The sequence below is a fragment of the Caballeronia sp. LP006 genome (assembly GCF_031450995.1).
Lineage (GTDB): Bacteria > Pseudomonadota > Gammaproteobacteria > Burkholderiales > Burkholderiaceae > Caballeronia.
In genome coordinates this window covers 433,910-450,094 of sequence record NZ_JARTVW010000004.1, presented here as the reverse complement: position 1 = coordinate 450,094, position 16,185 = coordinate 433,910, and the positions used below count along the sequence as shown (strand labels likewise).

The following is a 16,185-nucleotide window of genomic DNA, read 5'->3' as shown; positions in this document are numbered from 1 at the left end:
CGCGAAAACGCCCGGTTGCCAAGACTCGAAGATAGCCGACTAACGGATTTCCGTCCGTGCAAGGCACAACATAGCCACCATCCGCCAGGAATCTACTCATGCATGCTGTGTCGGCATTCAATCTGGTGCTTGTCTCGCTCATCGCCATCATCGCGCTGGAAGTGCTGGCGCGGCGCCTGAATCTGCCGCCCGCAGCCGCGCTGTTGGTGGGCGGCGCGGCCATGGCATTCATCCCCGGCACGCCGCATTTCGAGCTCGACCCGGAACTCGTGCTCGTCGTGTTCCTGCCGCCGCTCTTGATGTATGGCGCGTATTTCTTCGTATGGGACGACTTCAAGCGTAATCTCAGCGGCATCATGCTGCTCGCCATAGGCGCGGTCGCCTTTACGACCTTCGCGGTCGGCTATGCCGTGCATCTGGTCGTGCCCGCCCTGCCCTGGGCCGCGTGCTTCGCGCTCGGTGCCGTGGTATCCCCGCCAGATGCCGTCGCCGCGAAGGCCGTGCTGGAACGCGTCGCGTTGCCTCGACGGCTCATGGTGCTGCTCGAAGGCGAAAGTCTGCTCAACGACGCCGCGGGTCTCGTGCTGTTTCGCTTTGCGGTGGCCGCCGCATTGAGCGGCATGTTCAGCGCGCCGCGTGCGCTCGGCAGCTTTGCCGTGCTCGCGGTCGGCGGCGTGATCGTGGGCGTGGTGGCGGGATTCATCGCGGTGCGGCTGTTGCGCGCGCTCGAGGACGATTACCTCGTCATCACAACATCGATGCTCACCGCGTGGGTCAGCTACATCGCGGCGGAAGAGTTGGGCGTTTCGAGCGTGATCGCGACCGTCACGTGCGGGATGGTGGTCGGCTGGCATCAGCATGACGTCTTCTCGGCGGCGCAGCGCATGCGCGGCACGGCGTTCTGGCAAGTGGTCGTGTTCGTGCTGGAATCGCTCGTGTTCGTGCTGATCGGACTGTCGCTGCGCGGTATCGTGACGCGTCTGGGCGGCGCAGGCAACGCCTTCGAATTGCTCGCGCCAGCGACGGGCGCGGTGATCGCCGTCGTGGTCCTGTCGCGTTTCGTGTGGGTCTATGCCGTGGAAGCTGTCAAAAGCGCGATATGGCACGCCACCGGGCGAAAGGACCGCAACGAGGACGGTGAGCCGAACGCTATCGTTCCGAACTGGCGCGCGGCCACGGTCATCGGTTGGGCAGGCATGCGCGGCGTGGTAACGTTGGCGGTCTCGTTGTCCTTGCCCGATTCGATGCCCGGACGCGACCTCATTCTCTTCGCGGGCTTTGCCGTCATTCTGGTCACGGTGCTGCTGCAGGGCACGACTATCGGCCCGTTGATCGCCCTCCTCGCCATTCAAGGCGGCCCCGAGCGCTCGAAGCGTCATCTGAGCGAGCCGCAAGCGTGGTCGCGCCTGGAAGCGGCGCAACTCGAAGCGATCCGCCCGCTCGTCCACGATGCGTGGGGCAACGTGATCCATCCGCGTCTCTTCGAGCAATACTCGTATCGGGCGAGCCTCTCGCAACGCTTCCAGTCGCTGGATGATTTTCCGGTCGATGCCCGCCGTGCTCATTACGATGTCGTGCTCGCGGGCCTTGCGGCCGGTCGCGCCGAGCTACTCAAGATGCATCGCGGCGGCCTGATCCACGATTCGCTGCTGCATTCGCTCGAACGCGAGTTCGATCTGCAGGAAGTCTCGGCGTTGCTCGCAAGAGGATAAACCGCCGCGAAGCCTTGTGTCGTGTCGCTTAGCCCGACACGCCATCGAGCCGCGCCGCGTCTTCGCGCGGCTTCTTCTTGCCGCGCCTCGACAGCAGATTCAAGCCTTCGACGAAGCCCGCAAAACCCATCGCCGCATAGATATAACCCTTCGGTACGTGCGTGCCGAAGCCTTCGGCGATCAACGTCATCGCAATCACGAGCAGGAAGCTCAAGGCCAGCGTGACCACGGTCGGATTGCGCTCGATGAAGCGTGACAGCGGTTGTGCGGCGAACAGCATGGTGGCGACCGCGAAAATCACTGCGATAAACATGATCGGCAGATGCTCCGTCATGCCAACCGCCGTGATGATGCTGTCGACTGAGAACACGAGATCGAGCAACAGAATCTGACCGATGGCCGCCCATGCCGTCAGGCTGGCTACGCCCGATACCGCGCCCGGCGCATGCGCGTCCTTATTCACGTGATGACGCATCTCGGTGGTGGCCTTCCATACCAGAAACAGACCGCCCGCGAGTAAGATCAGATCGCGCCATGAAAACGCGTGCTCGAACACGGTGAACACCGGTTGAGTCAGTTGCGCAATCCACGCCACCGTGCCGAGCAAGACGAGCCGCATGACGAGCGCAAGCATGATGCCGAGACGCTGCGTGCGTGCGCGCTGCGCTTCGGGCAGCTTGTTGCTGAGTATCGAAATGAAGACCAGATTGTCGATGCCGAGCACCACTTCCATCACGATGAGCGTGACGAGTGCGGCCCAGACGGCGGGGTCGGTAGCGAGCGCGAGAAGGTATTCCATGAGCAGTGGGATATTGTTGTCGATAGGTGACCGAGCCCCGATGATGGCGAAAATACGTGATCGGAAAAATCAGTGATAATCGAATCCATACTTCGGTTTTTTCGAACACATGGATGGAGGCATTACTCGCATGCTCAACTATCGACATCTGCATTACTTCTGGGTCGTGGTCAAGGAAGGCGGTTTTGCACGCGCGGCGGAACGGCTCGACATGGCCGTGCAGACCATCAGCGCACAAGTGCGCGAACTCGAGAAATCGCTCGGTCATCAGTTGCTGAAGCCATCGGGACGCGGCGTGACGATGACCGAAGCCGGCCACGCGGCCTACGCTCGCGCCGAGGAAATTTTTCAGATTGGTCAGCATATTGCGGACGAAGTGCGCGAGGCCGCAAGCGGAAAGCTTGCGCGGCTTGCCGTGGGTTTGTCGGATGGCATATCCAAGCTGGCGGCGCATGCGCTGCTCGAACCCGTACTCGGCAATCCGGCGCTGCGTCTCTTGTGTCACGAAGGCGAGACCGACGAACTGCTCGGCGAGCTTGCGCTGCATCGGCTGGATCTTGTGCTTGCAAGCCAGCCTGCACCGCACAATCACAATCTGCGTTTGACGAGCGAGCGGTTGATCGCCTCGCCCGTTGACTGGTATGGGCCGGCGTCTGTCGTGCGCAAGAGCGCGGTCGATCAATTTCCCGGCAGCCTCGCCGCATTGCCCATGCTTTTGCCAACCGGACACTCGTCGTTGCGGGCGCGTCTGGACAGATGGCTGGAGACGGAGCGTATCGTGCCGCGCATTGTCGGCGAATTCGAGGATAGCGCCTTGATGGCCGTGTTCGGTGCGCGTGGGCTCGGCGTGTTTCCGCTGGCCGAATTCGGTGCGGGCGAGACGCCGTTGTTACGCGGTCTTCGCTGGCTAGGCCGTTCCGAGGAAGTGAAAGAAGAGATTTACGCGATCGTGTCGCGACGTGGAAGGCATCATCCTTTGACTCAGGAAGTGCTGGCTCGGGCAGCTTCCTAGACTAACGCAACTTCGTTTTTTCGAAGTTTGAGTTCTGCTCACCCTGCTTTTTCATACGCTTGCCAAACCTTACGCTGGTTCACATCCAACGAGGAGGCATACATGAAGGTCCTTTTCAAATCGCGTGAACCTGAAGCTATCGCCATGCACGAGCTCGCCAAGACGCGCAGTGAGTTCGTGTTTCGCCGGCTTGCATGGCTGATTTCGAAGGCCACCGTCAGTCTCTCCGATATCAACGGCCCGCGTGGCGGCGTCGACAAGCGCTGTCAGGTGGAAGTGCAGATAGACCGGAGCAATACCGTGGTGGCAACATCGATAGCGCGTGACTGGCGAGGCGCAATCGATCTTGCCTTGGCACGCGCGGCGCGCACGCTGGTGCGTAAGCGCCAAAGTGCGAAGCTCGCGCGGCGGGTGCGTGCGCGAAGTGTTGCCTACAAGCTTGCGCCGGACGAAACAGCGGATCAAGCACTCACGCCTGCTGGCGCATGATCAGCGCGTCGAGTCGGGCGGCACAGGATTTTTGTCCTGTGACGAGGGCAGTGCGTTCTCGCTGTCCTCGTGCTTTTGCTTCTCTGCCGTGTCGACGTCCGTCTGTGTGGTGCTGGGGCTCGCGGGCTTACCCTGCGGTTCGTCCATGTCGTCGGCAGTTGCGCGGGGAACGGATGTCATGTCGAGCTCCTTTCAAAAACGTCGGCATGAAAATACAGCAAACGTCAGGCCCGCGATACCAGTAGGCGCTTGGGCGGCCGTCTTCAGCACCACCTTCGTCATTGGCCGTTTCCGTGAGATCGAATGACTTCTTGAGGTTAGTTCAGTTCACGAAGGGCAGCTTGCGGTCACGCGCCTCGGACAGCATCGACACAGTGATCTTGCGCACTTCGAGCTTGCTCTGCGTGATGTGCGCGCGCAGCAGCATAGCGGCTTCGCCATGTCTGCCGCGATCGATGTAATTCAGCATGGTCGAGTGTTCTTCGTAAGTCGCGCTGGTGCGGTGTGCCTTCAGAAAGTCCAGCCGCCGCACGATCCTGATCCGCTCCGTCACTTCGTCGTGCACGCGCAGGATTTCCGCGTTGCCCGTCGCGCTTACAATGCCGCGATGAAAATTCTCGTCCATGTTGAACATGGCGACGGGATCGCTTTCGCGCGCTTCGGGCGAGACGCACCACACTTCCTTGAGTGCATCGATATGAGGATAAGGCGGCGGCGTATTACCGAGCTTGTCGAGCGAAGCGACTTCGAGAACGATACGCAAGTCATACAACTGGTCGAGCTGGTCGAAGTTGATGTCCGACACTTTCCAGCCACGCCGGAAACCAACTTCGAGATAACCTTCGCGCAGCAGGCGGAACAGCGCGTCGCGCATGGGTGTGCGCGACACGCCGTAATGTTGCGCGATGTCGGTCTCCGAAAAGCGATCGCCCGGGAATAGCCGGAAATTGAAGATGTCCTGCTTGAGAAGCTGGTACACCTGTTCCGCTAGCGGGTTGGCGCTCTGGACAGTCCGCGTGAGCGTCGCGTCCGGTGCCTCGAATGCGAGCGCTGCGGTTCCGCGAGTTTTAAGCGAGCCGATGCCGTGTCTCCATCATGATGCAACGATTATCGCCCTTTTACGGCGCGTCGATGAGGCTGACATGCGCCGCCACGATGATCCATCCGTTGAACGCGGACGATGCGTCGCCCAGCCGCGCCCACGTTTGCATCTGGCGACCGAGCAAGGGCGTGACGTCGCTCGTGAATTCGGTACTCACGGTCGCGAGGTCATCACCGAAAGCCGTCACCACCGTGCCATGCAGCCGTCGCGATGGCGGCACCGGCGCGGCCGCTTCACGCCACGCGCGAATCGCTTCGCCGCCGTGCTGAACTTCGGCTATACCGTAACGCACCGTCTCGGGCGCATTCCAGAAGAGCATGTTCATGGTCTCGACATCGTTATCGACGAGCGCACGTTCGTATGCGACGAACGCGGCGCTTACTTCCGCAACCACGTCGGCGCGATTCACCGCAATCGTCATGCTCGGTTCTCCGTTAAGTCGGCGAGCGTCGCAGTCCAGCCCACGATGCCGCCTTGCGAACGAATCATGTCGATGGTCGCGTCCTTGAACGCGGGAATGTAGCTCGCGGTCGCGTCTTCGATAAGAAGACATTCATAGCCGCGGTCATTGGCCTCGCGCATGCTGGTCTGTACGCAGACTTCGGTCGTCACGCCCGCGAACACGAGATGCGTGACCGAACGCTCTGCGAGTTCTTCGGCGAGGCGCGTCGCGTAGAAGGCGCCCTTGCCCGGCTTGTCGATGACGAGCTCGCCTTCGACGGGCGCGAGTGCATCGATGATCGCGTTGCCCGGCTCGCCGCGCACGAGGATGCGTCCCATCGGTCCTTCATCGCCGATACGTGCCTGCGGCGCTCCGCGCAAGCGCTTCGCGGGCGGGCAATCCGACAGATCGGCGGCATGCGATTCGCGCGTATGCACCACAGACCAGCCTTGTTCGCGCGCATGTTCAATAAGACGCTGCACCGTCGGCACGATGGACGACAGCAGCGACACGTCGTTGCCCAACGCTTCCCCGAAGCCACCGGGCTCGATGAAATCGCGTTGCATGTCGATGACGACGAGCGCGGTCGTGTTCGCTTCGAACGTGTAAGGGGACGGCTTTGCGCCGTTCAAGGTCGGCATGTGGTCAGCCCTTGTAATGGCGTGCGGGTGCGGGAAAACCGCACGATTGACCGTCCGTGATCTTCACTTCGTCTTCCCACGGCAGATGATATTCGCCGCGCACCATGTCCTGCATGAACGTGTAGGGACAATCGCGCGCACCGCCTTTCACGGCGACATAACCGCGATGCCCGAACTGGTAGATGTTGTTTTCCACGCCCCAATGCACGCGCGCTTCGCGAACGAGGTCCGGGCGCATTTCGCAAGTGATGATCTCATCCGGCCGATGACTGCCCTCGACCATGATGGTGCCGTCGAAGTCGCAGAACATGCCTTCGCCCATGGAATCGAACGAACCATCCGTACCGCAGAGACAAACGCTTGCCGTTTGCGCGAGGTTCTGAAATGCGTTCGATTGATTCGTGATGCGCCATGCGTGGCGAATGGGCGCGGTGTAGCCCGCCGTGCGCAGAATGATTTCAGCGCCCTTATACGCGGCCTCGCGCGCCATCTCTGGAAACATGCCGTCATGGCAGATGATCAGGGAAAGTTTCGCACCGTTCGGTCCGATGCAAACCGGCACGCCTACATTGCCCGGTTCCCACGGTTCGACCGGAACCCACGGATGCAGCTTGCGGTAATAGAGCTTGATCTCGCCTTGTTCGTCGATAACGATACCGCTGTTATAAGGATTGCCTCCGCGATTGCGCTCCATGATCGAAAAGCAGCCCCATATGCGATGTTCGATGCACGCGTCCTTGAAAGCCCGCACCTCTGGACCATCGAGATCGCACATGATGTCGTCGTCGATACGCATCGAGAGGCCGTGCAGCGCGTATTCGGGGAACACGACGAGGTCCATCGCCGGATTGTTGCGCCGCGCCTTGCCAACCATCTCGACGATACGCCGCGTCTGCGCCGCAAGATCCGCGGGCGTGGCAACGTCGGGATTCTGCAATTGCACGAGACCTATCACCATTCCTTGCGGCGATTTGTTGAGACCGCCCAGTCCGCTCGAACTCATTCGTTACGCTCCTTGTTGTTCACGCATGCGCGGTGACGGGTTCGGCCGCACCGCTATCCATGCTGTCACCGTGACCGGCCATGTGCCGCCCCAGCGTGACGCGATCCGCGGTGCTCGCGGCGCTTTCGTGCACGAGCCGCCCTTCGGCGATCACCGCGATGCGATCCGCGAGTTCCAGCAGTTCATCGAGGTCTTCGCTCACGAGCAGCACGGCGGCGCCCGTGTCGCGCGCGGCGAGAATGCGCGCATGGATATCCGCGACCGATGCGAAGTCCAGCCCGAACACGGGATTCGCGACGATCAGCACATCCACCGCTTGCCCCAGTTCACGTGCCAGCACCGCGCGTTGCACATTGCCGCCCGACAACGTGCCGATGGCGCGCGCGGGCACGGGCGGGCGCACGTTGAAGTCGGCAATTAAGCGTTCCGCGCGTTCACGCATAGCACGGCGGTCCAGACGCCAGCCGCCTTGCTTCATCGGCGCGCGATCGAAATCGCGCAGCGCAAGATTCTCCGCGATACTCATGCCCGCCACGCATGCATTGCGCAGCGGCTCTTCGGGTAACGCAAAAACGCGCAGACGGGTCATCTCGTCGCGTGTCGCCGTGTAGGGTTCGCCATGCATGCGCATCTCGCCTGCATGCACACGGCGCTGGCCGACGAGCGCTTCGATCAGTTCCTTCTGTCCATTGCCCGACACGCCTGCAATGCCGAGTATCTCGCCCGACTTCACCGCAAGCGACACTTCACGCACGGCCATATGTCCGCGATCATCCACGACGCATAGGCCGGACAACGCGAGACGCACGGGTGCATCGACAGCGAGCGGCTTGCGCGGTGGACGCTCGACATCCGTTGCGGCATGAGGCGCGTCGCCGCCCATCATCATCGCGGCAAGGCTGTCGCGATTCGTGTCCGCCACTCGGCTCGTTCCGACGAGTTTGCCTTTGCGCAGCACGGTGACGTCATCGGCATAAGACATCACCTCACGGAACTTGTGCGTGATCATGAGGACCGTCAACGCGCCGCTCGAAGCAAGATCGCGCATCAACCCCAGCACTTCGTCGGCTTCTTGCGGCGTGAGTACCGAAGTGGGTTCGTCGAGAATCAGGAAGCGTTGCTGCAAATAGAGTTGCTTGAGTATCTCCAGCTTCTGCTTTTCACCAGCGGCAAGACTCGCGACGGGCGTATCGAGCGCAAGACGAAACGGCATGCCGCGCATGAAGGCATCGAGCGCGGCGCGTTCCTTCGGCCAGTCGATCTTCCACGACAATCGGCCCCGCGCGAGCAGTAGATTCTCTTCAACGGAAAGCCCCGCTGCCAGCGTGAAATGCTGATACACCATGCCGATGCCAAGCGCCTGCGCGTCGCGGGGCGAAGCGATCTTCACTTGACGGCTATCCGCGATGATCTCGCCTTGATCGAGCACGCCGTATCCCACGAGTCCCTTCACGAGCGTGCTCTTGCCCGCGCCGTTCTCGCCGAGCAGCGCATGTACGGTGCCGGGTCGCACTTTTAGCGTGACATCGTCGAGCGCGGTAAACGCGCCAAAACGCTTGGTCGCACCGACCACTTCGACTCCCAGAGCTTGGCGAGCGGGCGTCATGGCGTTAGCGTCCGAGCGTGGCGAGCATCGACGCCGAGTCCGATACCGTGCCGAACACGCCGCCCTGCATGAGCACCATGTTGAGCGCGGCGTCGTGATTGCTCTTGTCGGTGGCGCCGCAGCAATCGGCGAGCAGCGTGCATTCGAAGCCGCGGTCGTTGGCCTCGCGCATCGTCGTATGCACGCACACGTCGGTGGTGATGCCCGTGAGCACGAGATTCACGATGCCGCGCGTGCGCAGGATGAGTTCGAGATCGGTGGCGCAGAACGAGCCCTTGCCCGGCTTGTCGATGACGATTTCGCCCGCCACTGGCGCGAGTTCTTCGATGATTTCCCAGCCCGGTTCGCCGCGCACGAGGATCTTGCCGCAAGGACCGTCGTCGCCGATACCCACGCCACCCGTGCCTACTTGCCGGCTGCGCCAGCGCTTGTTGGCAGGCAGATCCGACAAATCCGGCCGATGCCCCTCTCGCGTATGAATGATCGTGAAGCCCTGTTCGCGCATGAGCTTGAGCACGTTCCTAATCGGCTCGATAGGCGCGCGCGTGAGCGACAGGTCGTAGCCCATCTTGTCGACATAGCCGCCGATGCCGCAGAAGTCCGTCTGCATGTCGATGATGATGAGCGCGGTGTTATCGGCGCGCAGGTTGCCGTCGTAGGGCCACGGATAGGGACGAGCCTCGATGAAGCGGGTCATGAGCGTTTCTCCGGAAGATGACATCAGCGTGTGAGGCTCAGTTCGCCGGGCGCGCCGGCAAGGGTACGGTCGGGACGGCAGTTGATGACCATGATCGCGAGCGTGAGGACATAGGGCGCTGCGTTGTAGAGGTAATAGCCGCTCGTCACGCCTATGGCCTGCAACGCGGGACCGAGCGCGCCTGCCGCGCCGAAGATGAGCGCGGCCCACAGGCAGCGCAGCGGCTGCCAGCGCGCGAAGATCACGAGCGCGACGGCCATGAGACCCTGGCCGCTCGACAGGCCTTCGTTCCAGCTGCCGGGATAGACGAGCGACAGATACGCGCCGCCCACGCCCGCCAGCAAGCCGCCCACGGCCGTGGCAACGATACGCACACGCGTGATCGGATAGCCCATGGCGCGCGCACTTTCCGCGTTCTCGCCGACGAGCCGCAGGGCCATGCCCCAGCGCGTATGACGCAAGCCCCATTGCAACGCGAACGCGAGCAAAACACCGATCACGAAGAGCGGATTGATATGCAGCGCGTTATGCAATTGCGCGGATGCGCTCCAGCCGCCGAGATCGATGGAAGGCAGCATCGGCGCTTGCGGTTCGATGAAGGGCTTGCCGAGATAGAACGCGAGGCCGGTGCCCGCAAGCATCAACGCAATGCCGAACGCGATATCCGACACGCGCGGCAACGAGCAGACGAGACCATGCAGGCAACCGAGCACGAAGCCCGTGGCCGCTGCCGCAAGCACGCCGATCCACGGTGAGCCCGACAGATAAGCCGCCGCGTAGCCCGTCATCGCGCCGGAGACGAGAATGCCTTCGAGCCCGAGATTGACGCGCCCGCCCTTCTCGGTCAGACATTCGCCGATACTCACGAAAAGATAAGGCGTGCTCACGCGAATGGCGCCCGCGAACAGCGAGAGCAACAGCACGACAGCGGGCGATTGAGCATCAGGCATGAGTCCCCTCCAGTCGAACCGTGGAACGCGCGAGCGCCGCTGCCTGCAACTTCACGCGCCACGCGCCAATCCTGCCGCCGAGCGCTTCCCACGCGAGTAGGTTGGCGAACAACAGACCTTGTAGAACGAGCGTGGTGGCATCGGGCAGGCCGAGGCGCCGTTGCAGCAAACTGCCGCTTGCTTCGATCCCGCCGACGAGCACCGCGCACAGGATGATCGCGAGCGGATTCTGACGCGCGGCGAAGGCCACGAGAATGCCCGCATAGCCATAACCCGCGAGCAGCGACGCATTCGCGCTGCCCTGCACGGCCGCGACTTCGAACATGCCCGCGAGTCCCGCCGCCGCGCCGCCGAGCATGCAAGCCGTGAGCGCGAGCCTCGTCACCGGCAAACCGACCAGACGCGCCGCGTGATGATTGCCGCCTGCCACACGCATCGCGAAGCCCTTGGTGCTCTGGCGCACGAAGACCCACGCGGCCACACATGCCAGCGCGCCCCATAGCAAGCCCCAGTGGACGTCGAGGCCGGGCAGCGAGCCGATCATCAAGGCATCGGGAACGGGAGGCGTGGAGGGCTTGTTGAGGCTTGCCGGATCGCGCAACGGGCCTTCGACGAGATGCTTGAAGAGCGCGATGGCGATATACGACATCAAAAGGCTGCTGATGGTCTCGTTGACGCCGCGCCATTGCCGCATCGCGCCGATGGCACCGATCCAAAGCGCGCCCGCGAGCATTCCGGCGACCGCCATCAGCGGCGTGGCGACGAACCACGGCAACGATGCAGGAACGATGGACGGCACGATGGCCGCGCCGAGACCGCCGAGCGCCAGCGCGCCTTCGCCACCAATCACGATCAAACCGACTTGAGCCGGCAACGCGACACACAACGCGGTCAGCATGAGCGGCGCCGCGCGCAGCAACGTGCTCTGCCATGCAAACGACGAACCGAATGCGCCTTGCACGATGAGCCCGAGCGCATCCAGCGCAGGCTGTCCCTGCACCAGCAGAAAGAGCGAGAACAGCACCAGCGTGCCGACGAGCGCGCACAACGTGGGCAGCGCGGGCAAGACGCCGAGCAGGAGCCGTGGACCGAGCGCGCCTGAATTCGAACCGATCACAGTGGACATCCGCGGCTCCTATCGATTGCAGATAATTAGATTTGCCCCACCACACCCGCCACGAGATAGTTCATGCTCTCGAGCGCGATGTCCGTCTGCGGATGACTCGTGCCCGCCGCGATTGCCGTGCCGCCCTTGTTGTCCTTCATCGGCCCCTTGAAGATGGCGTAGTCGCCCGCGACCATCTTCGTCTTGATGGCGTCTGCATTGGTCTTCGCATCGGCCGTGACCTTCGCGCCGTATGGCGACATCTTCACGAAGCCTTCCTTGAGGCCGCCGCGCAGAATGTTGGGCTGCGGCTTGCCGCTTTGCGCATCCGTGACGAGTTCCTTATAGGGCGTCGCCCAGTCCCATTCCGCGCCCGTGAGATAACCCTTCGGCGCGAGCGCGGCCTGGCTCGCGTGATAGCCGCAACTCATCGCACCGCGCTTCTCCGCTGTTTCAATGACGACCTTGGGACCATCGACGTGACACGTAAGCACATCGCAGCCTTGATCGATGAGACTGTTGGTCGCTTCGGCTTCCTTGACGGGCATCGACCAGTCGCCGGTGAAGATCACGTTCGTCGTGATGGCCGGATCGACCGATTGCGCGCCCAGCGTGAACGCATTGATGTTGCGCAGCACCTGCGGAATGGGCTTGGCCGCGACGAAGCCGAGCTTCTTGCTCTTGCTCATATGACCCGCGACGACGCCGTTCAGATACTGACATTCGTCGATATAACCGAAGTAGCTCGCGATATTCGAAGGGTTGCCTTGCTTCCACAATCCGCCGCAATGCGCGAAGCGCACCTTCGGATACTTCGCGGCCATCTTCAGGACGTGCGGATCGAAATAACCGAACGAGGTCGCGAAGATGAGCGTGGCGCCGTCCTGCTCGATCATCGCTTCCATGGTCTTTTGCACGGCCACGGTTTCGGGCACGTTCTCTTCCTCGACCACTTTCACGTTGGGTAGCTTCTTGATGACTGCGGCGGCTTGCGCCTGCGCCTGGTTGTAGCCATAGTCGCCGCGCGCGCCGACGTAGATCACGCCGACCGTGAGATTGCTCGCGCCAAACGCCAGATCGAACGGCAATGCACTGCCGAGCGCGAGCGCGCCCGCGCCCTTGATGAACTCACGGCGGTTGGTCATGGTCTCAATTCCTGTGTGGTTGGGTCGTTGGAGGTTTGACTGTCGAGCCAGGCGCGCCAGCCGCAAAAACGCGTGATGTCGCGCGCGCCGCTTTCGGCAGTGACGGCAAGCGGTTCGCAGATGAAGCCTTTGACGATGCGGCCATCCGCCGTCTCGATGCTGCCAATGCCAAGCGGCGCCGGAATCGCTTCGACGAACGCGCCGAAGGTGCGCACGGGCATGTCCCATATTTCGATGGCAATGGCTTGCCCGGCTTGCCCCGCAGAATTCGCGCGCACGAGGCCCGGCTTCGGCGGCTGCGTGTTCGCAAGCGCGAATAGCTGATAGTTAGCCGAGGTCGTCGTCGCTTCGACGAAGCGCGCGCCGGCCTTGCGCATCTGCCATTCGAGCGGCATGCCGCGTAGATGCGCGCCAACCACCGCAAGCTGCACGGTCGGCTCGTTGAACGGCAATGGCTTCGCTGCAACGGCATCTTGCTTCTGCATGCCTTCGAACTGCGCACCGAGCATGGCGAGCCGCTGATCAGCGCCAGCGGGCGCGATCAGCGTGATGCCGGCGGGCAAGCCATCGGCGCGCGGGATGCCCGGCACCGCGAGCGCGCACAGATCGAGCAGGTTGACGAAGTTCGTGTAAAGCCCGAGACGGCTATTCACTTCGATAGGGTTCGTGCGCACTTCATCGATGGTTGGATGCGTCGGCGTGGTCGGCACGATCAACACGTCCACGCTTTCGAAGAGCGCTTCGGCGTGGCGCTTCAAGCGTGCAAGTTCATACTGGCCGTCGAAGGCATCGGCGGCGCTGAAGTTGTCGGCCTTGCCGATCACCTTTGCGACCACCGGGTCGATATCGTCGTGATTCGTCTCGAAGAAGTCGCCTAACGCGGCGCGCCGTTCGGCGACCCACGGACCGTCGTAAAGCAGCGCAGCGACTTGCTGCATTGGCGCAAAGGCGAACGTCGACGGCTTGAGCGCGAGCTTTTCGAGTGTCGCGGCGAAGGCATCGGCGGCAACGGTATCGCCGAAGAATTCCAGCGTGTCGGGAATGGCGACGCGCAAGGCTTGCGGCGCAAGCGGCAAAACCGGCAAGGAAGGAATGCGGCGCGAATAGCCATCGGCTGCGTCGAACGCGGCCATCGTCGAGAGGACGTGCCAGGCGTCGGCTACGTCATGCGCGAAGATCGAGATCGTATCGAGGCTCTTGCATGCGGGCACCACGCCGCGCTTGCTGACGAGACCCAGCGTCGGCTTAAGTCCAACGAGACCGTTAAAGCCTGCTGGCACACGGCCGGAGCCCGCTGTATCGGTTCCAAGCGAGAACGCGACGATCCCCGCCGCGACCGCTATCGCCGAACCCGAGCTCGATCCGCCCGAGACGTATGCGTCGTGATCGACCTGACGTACCGCGCCGAAAGGCGAACGCGTACCGACGAGGCCCGTTGCAAACTGATCGAGATTGGTCTTGCCGATAAGCACCGCGCCCGCATCGAGCAAACGCTGCACGGCGAACGCCGTCTCTTGCGGCGTATAGGCAAATGCGGGGCACGCGGCGGTGGTGGTCAAGCCTGCCACGTCGATGTTGTCCTTCACCGCGAAGGGCACGCCGAGAAGCGGCTTGCGCGCGAAGATCGCGCCGCCCTCTTCGGCGAGTTCATGCGCAAGGCTCGCGGCGCGCGCACGAAGGTCGGCCTGAGGCACGCGCAGCAGCCAGGCTTCGGGCCGGTTGCTTGCATCGAGCCTGCGCAGCACTTCTTCGATCATGGCGATTGGATCAGTGCTGCCTTGCCTATACGATTCGATAAGCGCGTACACGCCTGAAAGCGGGTCGTGGGACATGAGTTCAATCTTGAATACAAGTTGAACGTCACTTTGCAGCATCTGTGCCAGTCAAGGCCATGACGCTCAAAAGCCTTTATCCATGGGGCTTCGTGCGTGGTTTGGTGTCTCATGCAAGAGGACTGATCACGTCCCAACATGGTTCGCGCAGCGTTCAAGTTGGTGCGCGGCTCCCGCTTGAAGTGCGCGAAAGACTTCAGTCGAACCCGCCTTCGGGCACGCCCTTCATGGACATGAACAGCATCCGCAACTCGCTGCCGATGCCATGAAAATGGCAGAGGAACGTGTTCTGGTCTGCGTAATACCAAGGCGTATTCAGTTCACGGAAACTGACCAGTTCGGTCGATTCCCGCGCTGGCAAGACGCCGTTCGCTTCCAGTTCGAACATGAAGTGCGCCTGATCGCCATGATTGGAAAAGGTCCAGCTTAGATCGTCCAGCCCGCGAATACGGTCGAGCGTGCCCTGCAGCACGCGCGCGTTGACTTCGGTATTGCGAAAGCCCATGACGCCGGAGTTGAAAGGCCATCCGGCGATATCCGCGCTCAGCACGCGCTCGCGTCCTTCCATGAAGTCTTCGAGCTTGACGGTGCGATTGGTCGCGAGAATATCGGCATCGATCCAGAAGACCCAGTCGTGATGCGGCAAGTACTTGCTGAGCAGAAATGGCTTGGCCCAGTTGCCACACGCTTCACGAGCAAAGTCGGCCGGCACCTCGCGATGCATGTACAAGGTGTAGCCGTGCTGTTCGCAGTAATCACGCAGGCTCGCTTCGCCAAAACATGCGTAATTCGCTATGTTCGGTGTGTACAGCATGACCACGGCGATACGCTGGCCTGGCTGATAGACCGACAGCGCTTCAGACGACACGCCTTCGGGCGGCGCTATTTCGAAGAACCGCTGTGCGCTAGCGTGACACGCGTTCACATGCCGAGCGAGCGTCGTTCCCCAGCGCGGCCCGTACTTGCTATAAAGGCGCGGGGTGAAGACAAGCGACAACGCCACGATCGGGGAAGCGTTCAACTCGGGAAACTGAGTCGAACACGCCGAGACGATCGGGAATCTTTCGTTGACGCTATCGGCTTCGCTCTGTACGGGCAGCGCTTCGAGCAACTGATCTTCCGTGACGAACTGGCCATAGTCGTAATACGCCCGAGCCTTCGCGGCCATGCTCCTTGCAATGACGCGATTGCCTTCGGTATTTCTCAGCACCACTATCTCGCTGTTGATGCCGAAATGGCCTGTCGTCACGAGGGCATCGCGTCCAACCATCATCGATTCGAAATCGTTGAAGCGCAGGAAGAGCGCGTTCTCGGTAGCGAAGATCAAGAGCTCGTTATCGGCTGCGCGGACCATGAGATCGCACAGCAACTGATATTTATAAACGATCCTCAGTTCAAGCGATGCAGCTCCCGCCGCGACCGGCTCGAAGCGGTGACGAGCACCCGCGCGACGGCAATATTCCGCGTGATTGACGAGCGATTCGTGAGCGTTACGATCGAAGAAACAACTGACCAGCGTGACCATGATTGCTAAACCAGGTAAATGAAAATGAAGGCATGAGCATAGCCAACCGTCGGGTCGAAATTGCAAATTATTGAGCGAGCCGCGTGCTTCAAATAAAGTGTAGGACGCGTGCGAATACATGCCCT

Annotated in this window: 16 protein-coding genes; 3 read left to right on the top strand and 13 right to left on the bottom strand. The window is 61.9% G+C overall.

Going from position 1 to position 16,185, the window contains the following annotated elements:
* Positions 1-98: 98 nt before the first annotated feature.
* Positions 99-1,712, top strand: a complete 1,614-nt coding sequence (locus tag P9250_RS12175) for a Na+/H+ antiporter (protein WP_310393244.1) — start codon at positions 99-101, stop codon at positions 1,710-1,712.
* A gap of 28 nt (positions 1,713-1,740) precedes the next feature.
* Here P9250_RS12175 and P9250_RS12170 read toward each other — a convergent pair whose 3' ends face one another.
* Positions 1,741-2,511 carry a TerC family protein gene (locus tag P9250_RS12170; protein WP_250493388.1) on the bottom strand — a complete coding sequence of 257 codons (771 nt, stop codon included), beginning with the start codon at positions 2,509-2,511 and terminating at the stop codon, positions 1,741-1,743.
* Positions 2,512-2,641: 130 nt separating this feature from the next.
* Between P9250_RS12170 and P9250_RS12165 the strand changes: the two genes are divergently transcribed.
* Entirely contained in the window at positions 2,642-3,523 is an 882-nt protein-coding gene (locus P9250_RS12165; protein ID WP_250466982.1) for a LysR family transcriptional regulator, read from the top strand.
* 102 nt (positions 3,524-3,625) lie between these two features.
* On the top strand, positions 3,626-4,012 hold the full coding sequence (locus P9250_RS12160; protein ID WP_244828189.1) for an HPF/RaiA family ribosome-associated protein: 387 nt from the start codon (positions 3,626-3,628) through the stop codon (positions 4,010-4,012).
* On the opposite strand, the gene P9250_RS12155 is transcribed toward P9250_RS12160, so the two are convergent.
* The 12 genes from P9250_RS12155 to P9250_RS12100 all read right to left on the bottom strand — a co-directional run bounded on the left by P9250_RS12155 (position 4,013) and on the right by P9250_RS12100 (position 16,060).
* Complete coding sequence (locus P9250_RS12155; RefSeq protein WP_250528521.1) at positions 4,013-4,192, bottom strand: hypothetical protein; 180 nt, start codon at positions 4,190-4,192, stop codon at positions 4,013-4,015.
* Positions 4,193-4,334: 142 nt separating this feature from the next.
* Entirely contained in the window at positions 4,335-4,991 is a 657-nt protein-coding gene (locus P9250_RS12150) for a GntR family transcriptional regulator (protein WP_244828193.1), read from the bottom strand.
* A gap of 139 nt (positions 4,992-5,130) precedes the next feature.
* On the bottom strand, positions 5,131-5,535 hold the full coding sequence (hpxZ, locus tag P9250_RS12145; protein WP_310393240.1) for an oxalurate catabolism protein HpxZ: 405 nt from the start codon (positions 5,533-5,535) through the stop codon (positions 5,131-5,133).
* Complete coding sequence (locus P9250_RS12140; protein WP_244828197.1) at positions 5,532-6,197, bottom strand: cysteine hydrolase family protein; 666 nt, start codon at positions 6,195-6,197, stop codon at positions 5,532-5,534. Before P9250_RS12140 ends, hpxZ begins: the two co-directional genes overlap by 4 nt.
* A gap of 4 nt (positions 6,198-6,201) precedes the next feature.
* Positions 6,202-7,200, bottom strand: coding sequence for a formamidase (locus P9250_RS12135; RefSeq protein ID WP_250493384.1), 999 nt, complete (start codon positions 7,198-7,200; stop codon positions 6,202-6,204).
* A 19-nt stretch (positions 7,201-7,219) separates the two neighbouring features.
* Positions 7,220-8,806 carry an ABC transporter ATP-binding protein gene (locus P9250_RS12130; protein WP_250510034.1) on the bottom strand — a complete coding sequence of 529 codons (1,587 nt, stop codon included), beginning with the start codon at positions 8,804-8,806 and terminating at the stop codon, positions 7,220-7,222.
* 4 nt (positions 8,807-8,810) lie between these two features.
* The gene (locus tag P9250_RS12125; protein ID WP_250466971.1) at positions 8,811-9,503 is read right to left on the bottom strand and encodes a cysteine hydrolase family protein; all 693 of its coding nucleotides are present in this window, start codon (positions 9,501-9,503) and stop codon (positions 8,811-8,813) included.
* 23 nt (positions 9,504-9,526) lie between these two features.
* Entirely contained in the window at positions 9,527-10,453 is a 927-nt protein-coding gene (locus P9250_RS12120) for an ABC transporter permease (protein WP_250466969.1), read from the bottom strand.
* On the bottom strand, positions 10,446-11,579 hold the full coding sequence (locus tag P9250_RS12115; RefSeq protein ID WP_310393233.1) for an ABC transporter permease: 1,134 nt from the start codon (positions 11,577-11,579) through the stop codon (positions 10,446-10,448). The genes P9250_RS12120 and P9250_RS12115 overlap by 8 nt, the downstream gene beginning before the upstream one ends.
* Before the next feature lie 26 nt (positions 11,580-11,605).
* A complete protein-coding gene (locus tag P9250_RS12110) occupies positions 11,606-12,703 on the bottom strand; it encodes a BMP family ABC transporter substrate-binding protein (protein WP_250466967.1) in 1,098 nt (365 codons plus the stop codon).
* Positions 12,700-14,535: an allophanate hydrolase gene (atzF, locus tag P9250_RS12105; protein ID WP_310393230.1), complete on the bottom strand. Its 1,836-nt coding sequence runs from the start codon at positions 14,533-14,535 to the stop codon at positions 12,700-12,702. Before atzF ends, P9250_RS12110 begins: the two co-directional genes overlap by 4 nt.
* A 196-nt stretch (positions 14,536-14,731) precedes the next feature.
* Complete coding sequence (locus P9250_RS12100) at positions 14,732-16,060, bottom strand: hypothetical protein (protein ID WP_310393228.1); 1,329 nt, start codon at positions 16,058-16,060, stop codon at positions 14,732-14,734.
* Positions 16,061-16,185: the final 125 nt, after the last annotated feature.

Excerpts from the sequence above, each read along its gene's own strand:
- P9250_RS12110 (WP_250466967.1), bottom strand. The coding sequence starts at position 12,703 with ATGACCAACCGCCGTGAGTTCATCAAGGGCGCGGGCGCGCTCGCGCTC.
- P9250_RS12135 (WP_250493384.1), bottom strand. The coding sequence starts at position 7,200 with ATGAGTTCGAGCGGACTGGGCGGTCTCAACAAATCGCCGCAAGGAATG.
- P9250_RS12140 (WP_244828197.1), bottom strand. The coding sequence starts at position 6,197 with ATGCCGACCTTGAACGGCGCAAAGCCGTCCCCTTACACGTTCGAAGCG.
- P9250_RS12120 (WP_250466969.1), bottom strand. The coding sequence starts at position 10,453 with ATGCCTGATGCTCAATCGCCCGCTGTCGTGCTGTTGCTCTCGCTGTTC.
- P9250_RS12165 (WP_250466982.1), top strand. The coding sequence starts at position 2,642 with ATGCTCAACTATCGACATCTGCATTACTTCTGGGTCGTGGTCAAGGAA.
- atzF (WP_310393230.1), bottom strand. The coding sequence starts at position 14,535 with ATGTCCCACGACCCGCTTTCAGGCGTGTACGCGCTTATCGAATCGTAT.
- P9250_RS12170 (WP_250493388.1), bottom strand. The coding sequence starts at position 2,511 with ATGGAATACCTTCTCGCGCTCGCTACCGACCCCGCCGTCTGGGCCGCA.
- P9250_RS12115 (WP_310393233.1), bottom strand. The coding sequence starts at position 11,579 with ATGTCCACTGTGATCGGTTCGAATTCAGGCGCGCTCGGTCCACGGCTC.
- P9250_RS12160 (WP_244828189.1), top strand. The coding sequence starts at position 3,626 with ATGAAGGTCCTTTTCAAATCGCGTGAACCTGAAGCTATCGCCATGCAC.
- P9250_RS12175 (WP_310393244.1), top strand. The coding sequence starts at position 99 with ATGCATGCTGTGTCGGCATTCAATCTGGTGCTTGTCTCGCTCATCGCC.
- hpxZ (WP_310393240.1), bottom strand. The coding sequence starts at position 5,535 with ATGACGATTGCGGTGAATCGCGCCGACGTGGTTGCGGAAGTAAGCGCC.
- P9250_RS12100 (WP_310393228.1), bottom strand. The coding sequence starts at position 16,060 with ATGGTCACGCTGGTCAGTTGTTTCTTCGATCGTAACGCTCACGAATCG.
- P9250_RS12125 (WP_250466971.1), bottom strand. The coding sequence starts at position 9,503 with ATGACCCGCTTCATCGAGGCTCGTCCCTATCCGTGGCCCTACGACGGC.
- P9250_RS12155 (WP_250528521.1), bottom strand. The coding sequence starts at position 4,192 with ATGACATCCGTTCCCCGCGCAACTGCCGACGACATGGACGAACCGCAG.
- P9250_RS12130 (WP_250510034.1), bottom strand. The coding sequence starts at position 8,806 with ATGACGCCCGCTCGCCAAGCTCTGGGAGTCGAAGTGGTCGGTGCGACC.